Here is a 16,547-nt window from a genome sequence, read left to right on the forward strand (position 1 = left end):
GCCGGCACCCCCGCCCTCCCCCCGGCCCCCGGCGCAGCCGGCCCGGCACGTCGCCGCCTACCGCCCGTCCGTCGCCGCGCCGCCGGCGCAGGGCGGGGCATCGCCCGTCACGCTCATGCTCGTGCTCACCGCCCCGGCCGTCCTGGCTGCCGCCGCCCTGCGTCCGCGCCCGGGCGGGCGCGGCCGCTGATCCCGAACCGGAGGTTCCCCCTTGTCCGAATGGCTGGTTCTGGCCATCGCCATGGCCGCCGCCTGCGTGGTGGTCCTGACCATCACCGTGCTCAGGGAGCGCAGGCTCGGCGAGGACGACGACCCGTCCGAGACCCCCGACGTCATCGAGTACATGACGATGATGGTCGGCGTGGTCTACGCCATCGTGCTGGGCCTGGCCATCGCCGGCGTGTGGGAGGCCCGCAACGGCGCGCAGACCGCGGTGCAGGCCGAGGCGCAGGCGCTGCACGAGGTGTACGAGCGGGTGCAGGTGTACGCGCCGGACGCCCGTGACCAGACGCGCAAGGACGTCACCGCATACGCGAGCTATGTGGTCCACAAGGAGTGGCCCGTGATGCTCGAGGACCAGAAACTCACCGAGCACGGGGCGCAGTTGCTGGACAAGGTGCGGGACGATGTCACCTCGTACCAGCCACGCAACGACCACGAGGCCCAGTCGTACCAGCCGTTGCTGGACCAGGTGGGTGCGGCCAACGCCGCGCGCAACGCCCGCGCGGCGAACGCGGGCGACACGATGCCCGGCGTGGTGTGGTTCGGTCTGATCGCCGGGGCCCTCGTGGCCGTCGGGATCATCTTCACCCTGCAGATCAGGAGGTCACCGCGCGAGCTGCTGCTCGCGGGCCTCTACAGTGCGCTGATCGCGTTCCTCCTGTTCCTCATCTGGGACTTCAACTCGCCGTTCGGCCATCATGTGGCCGAGGCGTCGGGCCCGTTCACCGATCTGTTCTCCATCTGACCGGCAGGTGCTTGAGCCCGTTCAGGAAGTTCGAGGTCAGCCGGACCGGTTCCCCCGCCCGCTCCAGGCCGGGGAGCCGGTCCGCCGCCGTGCGCAGCATGGCCCTGAGCTGGGCGCGCGCGAGGTGGGCGCCCAGGCAGTAGTGCGGGCCGAAGCCGAAGCTGACGTGGTCGTTGGGCGTGCGGGTGATGTCGAAGCGGTCGGGGTCCGCGAAGACGCGTTCGTCGCGGTTGGCGGAGGGGTGGTGGACGACGACCTTCTCGCCGCGCCGGATGCGGACGCCGCCGAGTTCGGTGTCCCGGGCGGCGGTGCGCCGGATGTGCACGACGGGCGACCAGTGGCGCAGCACCTCCTCGACGGCCGGTCCGGTCAAGTCAGGCCGGGTGCGGAAGAGTTCGAACTGGTCGGGGTGGTCCAGGAGGGTCAGCAGGCCGCCGGGCAGCGAGTTGCGCAGGGTCTCGGTCCCGGCCACCACCAGGATGAAGAACATGTTCTCGAACTCTTCGCGGGCGAGCCCCTCGGCGGCCATCGTGGCCATCACGCTGCCCGGCCGCGGCGCCTCGGCCAGGGCGTGGGCGTAGTGGAACATGTCGGGCAGCCCATGGCGTGAGCGGGGGTTGACCGGGGAGCCGTCGGGCCGCACCGGCGGGGCGGAGGGCCGCAGGGCCAGGGCCGCGCGGCCCATCGGCGTGAGCGAGGCGGGGTCGGCGGTGCTGGACTGCGCGTAGTCGGCGTCCTGGTAGCCGATGACCCGGTTCGCCCAGTCGAACAGCAGCCGCTGGTCCTGCTGCGGCACCCCCAGCACATCTGCCAGGGTCTGCACGGGCAGATCGGCGGCGAGTTCGGCGAAATCCGCCGCACCGCGGTGGGCCACGCCGTCGACGAGCGCCCGGGTGCGTTCCTCGATCGCCGCCTCCAACTCCCGTACCGCGCGCGGCGTGAAGGCCGCGGCCACGATGCGGCGCAGCCGGCTGTGCGCGGGCGGATCCTGGTTGAGCACCATGGACCGGAGGAACTCCAGGTCGTCCGCGGTGTCGGGGTCGCGGATCTGCGTGGCGCCCAGGGACGACGAGAACAGCTCCGGGGTGCGCAGGACGTACTTGACGTCCGCGTGCCGGAAGACGCCCCAGTAGCCGGGGCCGGCGGGCCAGGGGCCGACGACCGGTTCGGGCACCCGGCACACGGGGCTGTGGTCGCGCAGCTCGCGGAAGAGCGCGTACGGGACGCCGCGGGCGTAGGTCGCGGGGTCGAACACCTGGGAGGCCGGGGCACGGTCGGTCACGCCAGGGACCGTAGGCGCTCACCTGGCGGCTGCGTCAAGAGGCCGACAGAATGTTGACCGGTGAGGGCTCCGTTGCAGCTCTGTGCGTTTCCCGTCCGGGGCTTTCGGGCAAGGGCCTTGCTCGGGTGGGCCATGGCCCTCGAACGGGAGGTACGGAGCGTGACGTACAGCCGACTGGAGACGGAAGGTTTCGCACGGCCGATCGACGAGGCCGAGGCGGAGGCGTACCTGCGCGGTATCTGTTTCAAGACCGGGCCGCCCAGGCTGCTGGGGGTCGAACTCGAATGGCTCGTCCACGATCTCTCCGATCCCGCCCGCCCCGTCTCCGCGCCCCGGCTGGCCGCCGCGGCCGACCGGCTGCGGTCCCTGCCGCTGCGGTCCTGGCTCACCATCGAACCCGGCGGCCAGATCGAACTCAGTTCGCGGCCCGCGGAGTCCCTCGCCTCCTGCGTGGCGGATCTCTCCGCCGATCTCTCCCTCGCCCGCTCCGCCCTGCGCGACCTGGGGCTCGTCCTGGCCGGTTACGGCAAGGAGCCCTGGTACGAGCCCGACCGGGTGCTCATGAAGCCCCGCTACGACGCGATGGAGATCTACTACGACCGGATCAACGACGCCGGGAGCACCGTGATGTGCCGCACCGCGTCCGTCCAGGTCTGCGTGGACGCGGGGTACGAGGAGCCGGGGCCGATGGGGTACGGGCGGCGCTGGCGGCTGGCCCACCTGCTGGGTGCGGTGCTCGCCGCGGCCTTCGCCAACTCCCCGCTGCACCTGGGGAAACCGACCGGTTGGCGGTCCACCCGGCAGGCCTGCTACTCACGGATGGACCCGGGGCGCACCCTGGCCCCGGCCGAGGACCTCGAACCGCGCTCGGCGTGGGCGGCGTACGCGCTGGACGCGCCGGTGATGTTCGTACGGTCCGAGGCCGGCCCGTGGTCCGTGCCGCAGGGGCTGGCCCTGCGCCGCTGGGTCCGCACCGGGCGGCCCCGGCCGGTCACCAGGGGTGATGTGGACTATCACCTGACGACGCTGTTCCCGCCGATAAGGCCGCGCGGGCACCTGGAGCTGCGCATGATCGACGCGCAGCCGGGCGAGGACGGCTGGCTGGTGCCGGTCGCCGTCACGGCGGCCCTGTTCGACGACGCCACGGCGGCCGAAACGGCGCACCGCGTGGTGCAGGCCCTCGCCGGCACGGCGGGGATGCGGACGGCACCGCGCAATCCGCTGTGGCTCAACGCCGCCCGGCACGGGCTGTCCGACCCGGAGCTGCACGCGGCGGCGGTGGTCTGCTTCGCGGCCGCCCGCGAGGCCCTGCCGAGACTCGGGGCGCCGCCCCGCGTCCTGGCGGCCGTCGACGAGTTCACCGAGCGGTACGTGGAACGCCGCCGGTGCCCCGCCGACGACCTGCTCGACCACGTGAACGGCAAGGAGAGCCACTGATGCACGCTGCCCCCGGGCCCGGGCCCGAAGCACAGCGGCAGCGCGCAGCGCATGCCCTGCTGGCGGCCCGTGAGCGCACCCAGGCGCTCACGGGCTGCGTGGACGAGCACGAACTGACCGAACAGCACTCCCCGTTGATGTCGCCGCTGGTGTGGGACCTGGCGCACATCGGCAACCAGGAGGAGCAGTGGCTGCTGCGCACCGTCGGCGGCCGTGAGGCGCTGCGCCCGGAGATCGACGCGGTGTACGACGCCTTCGCGCACCCCCGCGCCGACCGGCCCGCGCTGCCGCTGCTCCCGCCGGAGGAGGCGCGGGGCTATGTCGCCGACGTGCGCGGCCGGGTGCTGGACGTGCTGGAGCGCGCCCCCGTGGACGGCGAGAACCCGCTGCTGGCGGGCGGCTTCGCCTTCGGCATGATCGCCCAGCACGAGCAGCAGCACGACGAGACGATGCTCATCACGCACCAGCTGCGCCAGGGCCCCGCCGCGCTCACCGCCCCCGAGCCGCCGCCGGCCGCCCCCGATGCGGCACTGCTGCCCCCCGAAGTCCTCGTGGAGGGCGGCCCGTTCACGATGGGCACGTCCACCGAGCCATGGGCGCTGGACAACGAGCGGCCCGCGCATCAGCGCTTCGTGCCGTCGTTCTTCATCGACACCGTGCCGGTGAGCAACGGCGCCTACCTGCAGTTCATCGAGGACGGCGGCTACACCGAGCCGCGCTGGTGGCATCCCGAGGGCTGGGAGCAGGTGCGCCGGTACGAGCTGACCGCCCCGCTGTTCTGGCGCCGCGAGGGCGGTGCCTGGTTCCGGCGGCGGTTCGGCACCGTCGAGCCCGTACCGCCCGGGGAACCGGTTCTGCACGTGAGCTGGTACGAGGCCGCCGCCTACGCGGCCTGGGCCGGGCGGCGGCTGCCCACGGAGGCCGAGTGGGAGAAGGCCGCCCGCCACGACCCCCGCACGGGCCGCTCCCTGCGCTATCCCTGGGGCGACGAGGACCCCGCCCCCGACCGCGCCAACCTCGGCCAGCGCCATCTGCGCCCGGCACCCGTGGGGGCGTATCCGCGGGGCGCATCGCCGCTGGGTGTCCGGCAGTTGATCGGCGACGTGTGGGAGTGGACGTCCGGCGACTTCCTGCCCTACCCGGGATTCCGGGCCTTCCCCTACCGCGAGTACTCCGAGGTCTTCTTCGGCAGCTCGTACAAGGTGCTGCGCGGCGGCTCGTTCGCCGTCGACCCGGTCGCCTGCAGAGGGACCTTCCGCAACTGGGACCTGCCGGTGCGCCGGCAGATCTTCTCCGGCTTCCGCACGGCGCGGGACGCGGAGCCCGTCTGATGTGCCGTCATCTCGCTTATCTGGGACCGGAGTCACCGCTCGGAGAGCTCCTCGTCGAACCGTCGCACTCCCTCCTGCGCCAGTCCTGGGCGCCGCGCCGGCAGCAGCACGGCACGGTCAACGCGGACGGCTTCGGCGTCGGCTGGTACGCGCCCGGCGACCCCGTGCCCGCGCGCTACCGGCGGGCGGGCCCGGTGTGGGCGGATCTCTCCTTCACCGACCTGGCCCGGGTCGTGCGCACCGGGGCACTGCTCGCCGCGGTGCGGGACGCGACCGCACCGGGCGCCGACCCGGAGGCGGCCGCGGCCCCCTTCGCCGCCGGGCGCTGGCTGTTCAGCCACAACGGGGCGCTGACCGGGTGGCCGGACTCCGTCGCCCCGCTCGCCTCCCGGCTGCCCGCGAGCACGCTGCTGCGGCTGGCCGCGCGCACCGACTCGGCGTTCGCCTGGGCCGTGGTGGAGCACCGGCTGCGCGAGGGCGAGGCACCGGGGCCCGCGCTGGCGGGCGCCGTGGCCGGCCTCGCCGGCGCGGCGCCCGGCTCCCGCCTCAACTTCCTGCTCACCGACGGCGTGTGCATAGCCGCCACCGCGTGGGGCGACACCCTCTGGTATCTGCGCGGCCCCGACGGCCGCACGGTCGTGGCCTCCGAGCCGTACGACGACGACCCCCGCTGGGCCGAGGTCCCCGACCACACTCTTCTCACCGCCGACCGCACCGACGTCTCGCTGTCCCCGCTGTAACCGGCACAATCGGCACAAGGAGCCCCGTCCGTGAGCCCGTTCGTCCTCACCCGTGCCCTTCCCCTCGACGCCACCGCCGCAGCCCTGCGCGCGGACGTCTCCGCAGGGCTGACCCGTACGCCCAAGGAGCTCCCTCCGAAGTGGTTCTACGACGCCCGCGGCAGCGAGCTGTTCGACGAGATCACCCTGCTGCCGGAGTACTACCCGACGCGCGCCGAACGCGAGATCCTCGTCGACCGCTCCGGCGACATCGCCCGCGCGACGGGCGCCCGCACCCTGGTCGAACTGGGTTCGGGCTCGTCCGAGAAGACCCGCCACCTCATCCGCGCGCTGCCCGCCCTCGACACCTACGTGCCCGTCGACGTCAGCGAGAGCGCCCTCCGGGGCGCCGCGCAGACGCTGCTCGCCGAGCACCCGGACCTGTCCGTGCACGCCCTGGTCGCCGACTTCCAGTACGGCCTGGCCCTGCCGGAAACGCCCGGGCCGCGGCTGCTCGCCTTCCTGGGCGGCACGATCGGCAATCTGCTCCCCGACGAGCGGGCCGTGTTCTTCCGCGCCCTGCGCGCGGCGCTCGCCCCCGGCGACGCGCTGCTGCTGGGCACGGACCTGGTCAAGGACGAGCGGACCCTCGTCGCGGCCTACGACGACGCCCAGGGGGTGACGGCCGCGTTCAACAAGAACGTCCTGACCGTCATCAACCGCGAACTGGAAGCGGACTTCGACCCGGACGACTTCGGCCACGTCGCGCTGTGGGACGCCCGGCACGAGTGGATCGAGATGCGGCTGCGGGCCCGCAGGGACGTCGTCGTGAAGATCCCGTCCCTCGACCTCGCCGTCTCCTTCTCGGCGGGCGAGGACCTGCGCACCGAGGTCTCGGCCAAGTTCCGCCGCGAGGGCGTGCGCGCCGAGCTGGCATCGGCGGGCCTGGACCTGACCCACTGGTGGACGGACGAGCAGGGCCGCTTCGCGCTGTCCCTGTCCGTCCCGGCTAGCCTCCCCCTGTGAGCAAGGAGCACAACGAAACACAGAACATCCCCCTGCCGGCGGGCTTCGAGCGCGGCACGGACGGCCCCAAGGTGATCGTCGCGGGCGTCGACGGCTCGGACTCGTCCTGGCGCGCCGCGGCCTACGCGGCGGGCCTGGCCCGCCGGCAGAACGCGCTGCTCGCGCTCGTCTACGTGCAGCCGATGCTGACCGGCGGCGCCGCACTGGGCGCGCCCGTCGCGGGGATGACGGAGGAGGTCGCCGAGGAACTGCTGGCCGAGATCCGCGCCACGGCGGAGCGCCTGCAGGACGTGTACCGCCTGCGCTGGGAGTTCCACACCTTCCCCGGCGACCCGTACACGGGCCTGGTGAAGGCGGCCGACGACCTGAGGGCGGACGCCGTGGTCGTCGGGGCCTCGGAGCAGGCGGGGCACCGCTTCGTCGGGTCGGTGGCGGTACGGCTGGTGAAGGCGGGGCGGTGGCCGGTGACGGTTGTGCCGTAGCGCCCCGAAGGGGCGCGGCACCCGGGTGGCCTCTTCCGCCTCGCGTCGGCGTCTCCCACCGGTCACGGTTGGACCATGGGCAACCACACCTACCGGGTGACGGAGATCGTCGGCTCGTCGGACGAGAGCGTCGAGGCGGCGATCCGCAACGGGATCGACCGCGCCGCACAGACCCTGCGGCAGTTGGACTGGTTCGAGGTGACCCAGGTCCGCGGTCACCTCGAGAACGGCGCGATCGCGCACTACCAGGTGGGGATGAAGGTGGGCTTCCGACTGGAGGACACCTGACCCGCGGTTCACGGCACGTGGAACTCCGCGCTCAGCGGAAGATCCGCGCTGGAGCGGCCGACGTGGATCCCGTAGCGGCCGGGGAGGACCGTCCAGCCCTGCCGTTCCTCGCTCCAGACGGCGAACGCGTCGCGCGGGACGGGGAGTTCCACGGTCCGGCTGCCCCCGGGCGCCAGGGTCGCCTTGGCGAACGCCTTGAGCACCGGTGACGGCTCGCCTGCGGCATCCGGGTGCTCCAGATACAGCTGCACGACCTCGCTGCCGGTCCGGGAGCCGGTGTTGCGGACGGTGACCCGGACCTGTGCCCCGCCGTCGGCACCGGTCCGGATGCCGAGGTCCCCGAGGGTGAAGCGGGTGTAGGAGAGCCCGAAGCCGAAGGGGAACAGGGGCTTCTGTCCCGACCGGTGGTACCGGCGGTAGCCGACCGCAAGCCCCTCGTCGTAGTGGACAGAGACGCCGTCACCCGGGTACCGGTCGCCGGAACCGGCAGGGCCCTGGCGGTCGGTGGCGGGGAAGGTCTCGGGCAGGCGGCCGCCCGGCTCGGCGTCGCCGAAGAGCAGGGCGGCGATCGCGGCTCCCTGTTCCTGTCCTGCGTACCAGTTGGCGATGACGCCCCGCACCTTGTCCAGCCAGGGCATGAGGACCGCGCCGCTGGTGTTGAGCACCACCACGGTGTTCGGGTTGGCCGCGGCGACGGCCTCGATCAGCTCGTTCTGGCCGGCGGGAAGGGCGAGCGTGCTCCGGTCCGTTCCCTCTCCGGCCGTGTCGGCCACGAAGACCACGGCGCGGTCCGCCTTCGCCGCGACCGCCGCCGCGTCGGTGGTGCGGCCGAGCAGGTCGTGGGACGAGACGACCTTGACCGTGCCCGCCCGGGCCTCGATGCCCGCCAGCGGTGTGATCGCGGTCCCGGTGCGGTTGACCGTCGCGGAGCCGTAGGTCGGCTGCGGAATCCGGTGCGCGGCTTCCCCGATGACGGCGACGGACCGCACCGCCCCGGAGAACGGCAGGACCCCTTGGTTCTTCAGCAGGACGCTGCCCTGCACGGAGATGCTGCGCGCGAGCGCCAGGTGTTCGCGTGAGCTGACGACGGTCCGGAGGGCACTGCGCGGGTCCGGCAGACGGTGGTCGAACAGCCCGGCCCGGAACATCGCGGTGAGCACGTCCGCGACCATGCCGTCCACCACGGATTCGGCGACCTCGCCGTTCCGGACGGCGTTCTTCAGTGCGGTGCCGAAGTACGTGCCGCCCGGCATCTCCACGTCGGAGCCCGCCTTCGCGGCAGCGACGGTGCTGTGGGTGCCGCCCCAGTCGGACACCACCATCCCGTCGAACCCCCACTCGCCGCGCAGCACTTGGCCGACGGCGTAGGCGTTCTCGCTCGCGTAACTGCCGTCGATCTTGTTGTACGCCGTCATGACGGCGGCCGCACCGCCCTGCTGCACCGCTGCCCGGAAGGCCGGGAAATAGATCTCGTGCAGGGCGCGCCGGGACACCACGACGTCGACGGACATGCGGTCCGTCTCCTGGTTGTTCGCGGCGAAGTGCTTGACGGTGGCGATGACGTACTGGCTCTGGATGCCCTCGACCACCGCTTCCGCCAGGCGGCTGTTGAGGTGCGGGTCCTCGGTGAAGGCCTCCGCGGAGCGCCCCCAGTTCGGCACCCGGAGAATGTTGACGCAGGGCGCCAGGGCGACGTTGTGCCCCTTGCCCGCCTGCTCGGCGCCGTACGCGGCACCGTAGCGCCGGGCCAGTCCGGGATCCCAGGCGGCGGCCAGGGCCTTCGCACCGGGCCACTGGGTCACGCCCGTGGCCCCGTTGCCCACCCCGTTCGGGCCGTCGGCGAGATACAGGGCGGGAATGCCCAACCGGGAGTTGCCGGGGATGCTTCCGTTGTACCCGGCGCCGGGGAACTGGGGCCCCGTGCCGTGCAGTTGGGTGACCTTCTCGTCCAGGGTCATCCGCCGCACCAGCTCCTCGGCCTTGTGCCGCGCCTGGTCGCCGGCGTGCGGGCGGTGCGCCGGAGCCGGCAGGGCGACCGCCCCCGGGCGCATCGCCACGACTGCGGCACCGGCGAGCTTGACCGCCAGCCTCCGGCTCATCTCCATGCGTGTTCCTCTCTGCGGGAGCAGGCGGACCGGAAACCGACATGATTGGCTGCTACAACTCCTTTTGAAAGACCTGGAAGTTGAGCTTCACCGGAAGGGGTGAAGATCCTTGCCGCCCCGAGCGCGCCCCTGACATCGTGATCCGCAACTCGGCACCAATGCCAGCCTTTTCGGGGTGTTTCCCTCTTGATGCAAGCCGTGATCGGCGTAAGTCCCTTCGGTGAAGCCAATGCGCAGATCGTCGCAGCCGTCGGCAGAGCAGGAGGGCTCGGTGTCCTCGATCTCGGCAGCGGGGACCGCCGCGCCCGCGAAGCCCTCGCACTGGCCCGGCAGTGGACCTCCGGCGCGTTCGGTGTCCGCATTCCGGCCGGCTGCTCGATCCGCCCCGACGACCTATGGGGTCCGGGCGCCGGCGAGGGGCCGCACACCGTCGTCCTGGCTCCCGGCGTCGCCTGGCCCGTCGACGGGCGCCGGGCCGTGTCCGTCGTCGCGGAGGTCCGATCCCGGGCGGAGGCCCGCGCGGCGGTACGGGCGGGAGCGGCCGGCCTGATCGCGCGCGGCAGCGAATGCGGGGGCCCGGCCGGCGAGCTGTCCACCTTCGTCCTGCTGCAACACCTGCTCGCCGACCCGCAGTTGACCGTTCCGGTCTGGGCGTGCGGCGGCATCGGGCCGAACACCGCCGCGGCGGCAGTCGTCGCAGGTGCCGCAGGCGTGGTGCTCGACGTGCAGCTCGCGCTGCTGACGGAAGCGGCCCTGCCCCCTGCGCTCGGTCACCTGCTGCGCACCGCGGACGGCACCGGCACGGTCCTCGCCGACGGAGAGCGCCTGCTGGACAGCCGCCGCCCGGGCCTCCCCGCCGGCCTGCGCGACCACCCCGTACCGCTCGGGCAGGACGCCTTCCTCGCGGCCCGGTTCGCCCGCGTGCACCGCACGGTGGGCGCCGCCGTGCGGTCGGTGCGCGAGGCCATGGACCAGGCACTGCGGAATCCCGGCGCGGCGCAGGCACTCCGCCCGGGATCGGCGATGAGCCGCGCCCTCGGCACCGAACTCCCCGTGGTGCAGGGGCCGATGACCCGGGTCAGCGACCAGGCGCGCTTCGCCGCCGCCGTGGCGGACGGCGGCGGTCTTCCGTTCGTCGCCCTCGCGCTGGCAGGTCCCGAACGGACCCGGTCCGTCCTGGAGGAGACCAGGGACGCGCTCGGCGGACGGCCCTGGGGCGTCGGCATCCTGGGCTTCGCGCCCGAACACCTGCGGACCGCCCAGCTGGAAGCCGTGCGCGAGATCCGGCCGACCCACGCCGTCCTCGCCGGCGGCCGGCCCGCACAGGCGGCCGCGCTGGAGGCCCACGGCATCCGTACCTTCCTGCAGGTCCCGACGCCCGGGCTGCTCGGCCGGTTCCTCGCCGCAGGGGCCAGGCGGTTCGTCTTCGAGGGCGCGGAGTGCGGCGGCCACGTCGGCCCGAGCAACGCGTTCCCGCTCTGGGAGGCCCAACTGGCCGTCCTGGAGGACTTCCTGGACGCGCAGCCGGCCGGGAGCACACCGCCGGGCATCGAGGTGCTGTTCGCGGGCGGGGTGCACGACGAGCGCTCGGCGGCGATGGTCGCCGCCCTGTCCGCCGGGGTCGCCGCGCGGGGCGTGGCCGTCGGCATGCTGATGGGCACCGCGTATCTCTTCACGCGGGAGGCGGTGGAGTGCGCCGCGGTCCGGCCGCTCTTCCAGCGCAGGATGCTCGCAGCGGACCGCACCGTCCTGCTGGACACCGCACCGGGCCACGTCACCCGCTGCGTGCCGAGCCGGTTCACCGACGCCTACGCGACGCACAAGGAAGAATTGCGCCGACAGGGTGTTCCCGGGCGGCAGGCGTGGGAGAAGCTGGAGCAGCTCAACGTCGGGCGGCTGCGCATCGCGAGCAAGGGCGTCGAGCGGGTGGGCGCCGAGCTGCGCGAGGTGGGCGAGCAACGGCAGGCGGACGAAGGCCTGTTCATGGCCGGTGAGGTCGCGGTGCTGCGCGACGCGACCACCACCGTCGCCGCACTGCACCGGGCCGTGACGGACGGGGCGGCCGCGTTCCACGGGCGGCAGTCCGCCGGACGGGCCGGGGCGGCGGATGCCCCGGCCGCTGTGCCCGAACCACTGGACGTCGCGATCGTCGGCATGGCCTGCATGTTCCCGGACGCCCCCGACCTGCCCGCCTTCTGGGCGCACGTGCTCGCCGGCTCGGACACCGTGACCGAAGTACCGGAGGACCGCTGGGACCCGGCGCTCCACTACGGCGAAGAGGCGTCCGCACACGACGTGTCGGTGTCCAAGTGGGGCGGCTTCCTGCCGGGCATCCCCTTCGACCCGCTGCGCTACGGGATTCCGCCGTCCTCGCTCGCCTCCGTCGAACCCGTGCAGCTGCTCGCCCTGGAGGCGGCCCGGCGGGCCATCGCCGACGCCGGGTACGAGCACAGGGACTTTCCGCGCTCGCGCACCTGCGTGATCTTCGGCGCCGAGGCCGGGAGCGAACTCTCCCACGCGACCGCGCTGCGCACCGTCCTGCCGTCCTACCTGGGGCGGCTCCCCGACGAGCTGGAGCAGCAGCTTCCCGCTCTCACCGAGGACTCCTTCCCCGGCATGCTCGCCAACGTCGTCTCCGGCCGCATCGCCAACCGGCTGGACCTCGGCGGGGCCAACTACACCGTCGACGCCGCCTGCGCCTCGTCCCTGGCCGCGGTCGACGCCGCGTGCCGGGAACTGGTGACGGGCGCGGCGGACGTCGCCGTGTGCGGCGGAGCCGACCTGCACAACGGGATCAACGACTACCTGCTCTTCTCCTCCGTGCACGCACTGTCCCCCACCGGCCGCTGCCGGACCTTCGACGCCGATGCGGACGGCATCGTGCTGGGCGAGGGGGTCGCCTGTCTCGTGCTCAAACGCCTGGCCGACGCCCGGCGGGACGGGGACCGGGTCTACGCCGTCGTCAAGGGCGTCGGGGCGGCCGGCGACGGACGGTCCCTGGGTCTGACCGCACCGCGGCCGGAGGGCCAGCGCGCGGCGCTGGAGCGGGCCTACGCCCAGGCCCGGACGTCACCCGCGCGGGTCGGCCTGGTGGAGGCCCACGGCACCGGCACCGCGATCGGCGACCGCACCGAACTCGGCGTGCTCACCGAGGTGTTCGCCGAGGCGGGCGCCGAGCCCGCCTCCTGTGTGCTCGGCTCGGTCAAGTCGCAGATCGGCCACACCAAGTGCGCCGCCGGCATGGCGGGGCTGATCAAGGCCGCTCTGGCGCTGTACACCGGGGTGCGGCCGCCGACCCTGCACGTCCGGCGGCCCAGCCCTGCCTGGCGGAGCGGCAGCAGTCCGTTCGTCTTCCACGACCGGGCCCTGCCCTGGGGCACTCCGGGCGGCGAACGCGCCGCCGGGGTCAGCGCGTTCGGATTCGGCGGCACGAACTTCCATGTGGTGCTGGAGGGTTGCGCGGATGCCGCGCCGCCGCGCCGGGCCGCCGACGCCTGGCCCGCCGAGCTGTTCCTGTTCCGCGGCAGGGCCGCGATCGAGGATCTGCTCCGGCTGACGGAGGCGAACGAGTCCCGCGCGGCGGGCGGAGCGACTGCATCCCACCAACGGCCGTGGCGGCTGCGGGACCTGGCGCTGACAGCGGCACACCGGGCCTCGGCTCCGGGTGCCGGTCCCGTCACCGCGGCCGTGGTCGCGTCCTCGCTCACCGAGTTGCCGGGGCTGCTGCGAGCCGCGCTGAACGGCCGGGCCGCGCCGGGCGTCTTCACGGCCGACACCGGGCGGACCGAAGGGAAGCTGGCCTTCCTGTTCCCCGGCCAGGGCAGCCAGCGGACCGGAATGCTGGCGGACCTGTTCGCCGCCTTCCCCGAGACGCAACGGCATCTGCAGGGCGCCCCCGTCTCCGCGATGTTCCCGCCGGCCGCGTTCGGCCCGGCGGAGCGGGACGCGCAGCGTGCCCGGCTCACCGACACCCGCAGCGCTCAACCGGCCCTGGGGGCCGCCTGCATGGCCGCCCATGACGTGCTGTCGGAGCTGGGAGTCCGTCCCGACATGGCGGCCGGGCACTCCTACGGGGAGCTCGTGGCACTGTGCGCGACCGGCGCGTTCCCCGCGGAGACGCTGCCGGAGCTGAGCGCGCTCCGCGCCGAGGCCGTACTGGCGGCGGCCGGCCCGGACCCCGGCATCATGGCGGCGGTCGCGGCGGCGCCCGCCGCGGTGGACAGCGTGCTGGACGGCACTGCCGACGTAGTGATCGCGGGCCGCAACTCACCCCGCCAGACGACGATTTCGGGCCCCTCGGAGGCGGTACGGACGGCGGTGGCGGCACTGGAGGCGGCCGGTTTCGGCGTCCGGCCGCTCGACGTGGCCTGCGCCTTCCACAGCCCGGTGGTGGCCGGCGCGGCGGATGCCTTCGCCGAAGTGCTGGCCGCCCGTTCCGTGCGGGCCCCGGAGTTTCCGGTGTGGTCCAACGCGACGGCGGACCGGTACCCGGCGGACGGCGCGGAGCTGCGGGCCCGCCTCGCCGGGCAGCTCGCGGCGCCGGTGCGGTTCGCCGAGCAGATCGAGGCGATGTACGCCGCCGGTGCGCGGATCTTCGTCGAAGCGGGACCGGGGACCGTGCTCACCGGCTTGGTGCGTGCCGTCCTCGGCGACCGGCCGCACCTGGCCGTGCCCTTCGAGCCACGTCCCGACGCAGGGCTGCACGGTCATCTGGAGGCCCTGGCCCGGCTGGCGGTCCTCGGCGGCGTCCCGGTCGATGCCGAAGCGCTGTTCACAGGGCGGGACGCGGTCGTGGCCGATCCGGAACGGGTGCCGCAACAGCCCGGCTGGATCGTGGACGGCCACCGCATCCGCACCGCGGACGGCAGCCCCGTCCCCGGAGCGCTGCAGCCGGCGCGGCGGATCACGGCGGGCGCGGGCGGGGCGCTCTCCGGCGCGGGCGGAGGCGGCGGCCGGGAGGCCCTGCTCCAGGAATTCCTGCAGAGCAGCCGCGAGTTGATCGCGGCACAGCGTGATGTGCTGCTCGCCTGCTTCGGCGAGCCGGCGCCCCCGTCAACGGCTCCTGTTCCGGCTCCGGCTCCCGCGCCGTCTCCCGTTCCCGTCCCGGCGGCCGCACCGGAAGAACAGCGGCCGGCCGAGGAACCCGACGTGCTGCGCACGGTGCTGTCGGTGATCAGTGAACGGACCGGATATCCGGTGGAGATGATCGAGCCGCACCTGGACCTCGAAGCCGACCTGAGCGTGGATTCGATCAAGCGGACGGAGATCGCCGCCGAGCTGGCCGAGCGGCTGGGAGGCGCGGGCGGAGCCCTGCCGTCCTTGGCGGACGAGGAACTCGAGACCCTGACCCGGGCCCGGACCGCAGCGGCCGTCGCCGCATGGCTGACGGCGCGCACGGGCACTCCCTCCGTCCCCTCCCCCCGGGACCGGGAGCCGGAAAGCGCCCCGGCCGCAGACTTCGCCGGGGTCGCCCCCCGGCGGTACGTGCTGCGGAACGTGGCACTGGACAGCGAACCGGAGGACGCAGCGGCCCTGCGGGGTGCCCGCTTCCTCGTGCTCGGCGAAGGCGAATGCGCCCCCGCGGCGGAGGCGTTGGCCGCCCGGCTCCGGGAACTCGGGGCGGAGACCGTGCGGGACCGGTGCACCGGGGAACTCGACGGAGCGGTCTGGCTGGCCGGGCCCGCGGAGGAGGAGACGGGGCCCACGCTGCCGCAGGCCTTCCCCGCCCTCCGGGATCTGCTCGCACGCGGGCCGCGCCGGCTGCTGTACGTCCGGTGGGCCGAGGACGGTGACCGGGGCGCCGGGCTGGGCGGCTTCTTCCGCACCGTCGCGCACGAGTACCCGGACACGGTCGCCCGCGTCGTGTCCCTCCCCGGCGGGCCGTGCGACGCCGGAGCCGTGGCGGAGATCGTCGGGGAACTGCTCGCCCGGGACCGGGCGCCCGTCGTCGAACGCGCCGGGGGCGGCCTGCGATTCACCGCCGAGCCCCAGGAGTCCCCGCTGAGCGCTCCGGCCGTCGACGGGGAATCCACCGCGGAACGGGCGGCCGAAGTCCTCGGGCTCGGGCCCGAGTCCGTCCTGCTGTTCGCGGGCGGTGCCCGCGGCATCGCCGCACGGTTCGCCGTCGCCTTCGCGACGGCCGCCCGCTGCCGGGTCGAACTGCTCGGCCGCACCACCCTGTCCGACGCCCCGGAACCGCCCGCCGTCGCGGGCCTGACCGGACGCACCGCTCTGCGCGCCGCGCTCTCCGCCCACGGAACGCTCCGCCCGGCGGAGGCCGACCGGGAAGCGGGGCTCGTCCTGGCCCGCCGGGAGATCGAGGCGACCCTCGCCGAAATCCGCGGTGCCGGCGGCCGGGCCGAGTACCGCACAGTCGATCTGCGGGACGCGGACTCCGTCGAGCAGGCGGTCAAGGAGACGTACGCGCGGTACGGCCGTATCGACGGCGTCGTGCACGCCGCCGGCATCATCGAGGACCGGCTCATGGCCGACAAGGATCCGGCCTCCTTCACCCGGGTGTACGACACCAAGGCGGGCGGCGCCCGCGCGCTGTTCGCCGCGCTGCGCCGGGCCCCCGAACCGCCGCGCTTCACCGTCCTGTTCGGCTCCGTGGCCGCCGTGCACGGCAACCGCGGCCAGGCCGACTACGCCGCCGCCAACGACGCCCTCGCCGTGCTGGGCCGGCAGTGGCAGCGGGACACGGGGGCCCGGGCACTGACCGTGCACTGGGGCCCGTGGGCCCCGAACGGTCTCCACAGCGGGATGGTCGCCCCGGAACTCGGCCGGCACTACGCCCGGCGCGGCATCGGCCTGATCGACCCGGAAGAGGGCGTGCTCGCCCTGCTGCGCGAGCTGACGTGGGGTGACGACGGCACGGACGAGGTCGTCTACACCGCGCCCGGGCGGTGAG

10 protein-coding genes and 1 pseudogene are annotated in these 16,547 nt (G+C 74.0%); 9 read left to right on the top strand and 2 right to left on the bottom strand.

Going from position 1 to position 16,547, the window contains the following annotated elements:
- Both HG542_RS04595 and HG542_RS04600 read left to right on the top strand, forming a co-directional pair.
- Positions 1-190 (top strand): annotated as a pseudogene (locus tag HG542_RS04595) (hypothetical protein); the annotation flags it as partial.
- A 21-nt stretch (positions 191-211) separates the two neighbouring features.
- Entirely contained in the window at positions 212-967 is a 756-nt protein-coding gene (locus HG542_RS04600) for a bestrophin-like domain (RefSeq protein ID WP_171078731.1), read from the top strand.
- On the opposite strand, the gene HG542_RS04605 is transcribed toward HG542_RS04600, so the two are convergent.
- Positions 945-2,249 (bottom strand): cytochrome P450, encoded by a 1,305-nt coding sequence (locus HG542_RS04605; protein WP_229922609.1) that lies wholly within the window; start codon positions 2,247-2,249, stop codon positions 945-947. The two genes, HG542_RS04600 and HG542_RS04605, sit on opposite strands and share 23 nt — an antisense overlap.
- 159 nt (positions 2,250-2,408) lie before the next feature.
- On the opposite strand from HG542_RS04605, the gene egtA reads away from it, so the two are divergent.
- The 6 genes from egtA (at position 2,409) to HG542_RS04635 (ending at position 7,532) form a co-directional block, all read left to right on the top strand.
- Positions 2,409-3,686, top strand: coding sequence for an ergothioneine biosynthesis glutamate--cysteine ligase EgtA (egtA, locus tag HG542_RS04610; protein WP_227725554.1), 1,278 nt, complete (start codon positions 2,409-2,411; stop codon positions 3,684-3,686).
- Positions 3,686-5,017 carry an ergothioneine biosynthesis protein EgtB gene (gene egtB / locus HG542_RS04615; RefSeq protein ID WP_171078733.1) on the top strand — a complete coding sequence of 444 codons (1,332 nt, stop codon included), beginning with the start codon at positions 3,686-3,688 and terminating at the stop codon, positions 5,015-5,017. The genes egtA and egtB overlap by 1 nt, the downstream gene beginning before the upstream one ends.
- Positions 5,017-5,757 carry an ergothioneine biosynthesis protein EgtC gene (gene egtC / locus HG542_RS04620; protein WP_171078734.1) on the top strand — a complete coding sequence of 247 codons (741 nt, stop codon included), beginning with the start codon at positions 5,017-5,019 and terminating at the stop codon, positions 5,755-5,757. Before egtB ends, egtC begins: the two co-directional genes overlap by 1 nt.
- A 30-nt stretch (positions 5,758-5,787) precedes the next feature.
- Positions 5,788-6,762: an L-histidine N(alpha)-methyltransferase gene (gene egtD, locus HG542_RS04625; protein ID WP_171078735.1), complete on the top strand. Its 975-nt coding sequence runs from the start codon at positions 5,788-5,790 to the stop codon at positions 6,760-6,762.
- Positions 6,759-7,244 carry a universal stress protein gene (locus HG542_RS04630; RefSeq protein WP_171078736.1) on the top strand — a complete coding sequence of 162 codons (486 nt, stop codon included), beginning with the start codon at positions 6,759-6,761 and terminating at the stop codon, positions 7,242-7,244. Before egtD ends, HG542_RS04630 begins: the two co-directional genes overlap by 4 nt.
- Positions 7,245-7,319: 75 nt before the next feature.
- On the top strand, positions 7,320-7,532 hold the full coding sequence (locus HG542_RS04635) for a dodecin (RefSeq protein ID WP_171078737.1): 213 nt from the start codon (positions 7,320-7,322) through the stop codon (positions 7,530-7,532).
- Positions 7,533-7,540: 8 nt separating this feature from the next.
- Here HG542_RS04635 and HG542_RS04640 read toward each other — a convergent pair whose 3' ends face one another.
- Positions 7,541-9,637 (bottom strand): glycoside hydrolase family 3 C-terminal domain-containing protein, encoded by a 2,097-nt coding sequence (locus tag HG542_RS04640; protein ID WP_171078738.1) that lies wholly within the window; start codon positions 9,635-9,637, stop codon positions 7,541-7,543.
- A 189-nt stretch (positions 9,638-9,826) separates the two neighbouring features.
- Between HG542_RS04640 and HG542_RS04645 the strand changes: the two genes are divergently transcribed.
- On the top strand, positions 9,827-16,546 hold the full coding sequence (locus HG542_RS04645; RefSeq protein ID WP_171078739.1) for a type I polyketide synthase: 6,720 nt from the start codon (positions 9,827-9,829) through the stop codon (positions 16,544-16,546).
- Position 16,547: the final 1 nt, after the last annotated feature.

Origin of the sequence: Streptomyces morookaense (assembly GCF_013030945.1) — a bacterium.
Classification (GTDB): domain Bacteria; phylum Actinomycetota; class Actinomycetes; order Streptomycetales; family Streptomycetaceae; genus Streptomyces; species Streptomyces morookaensis.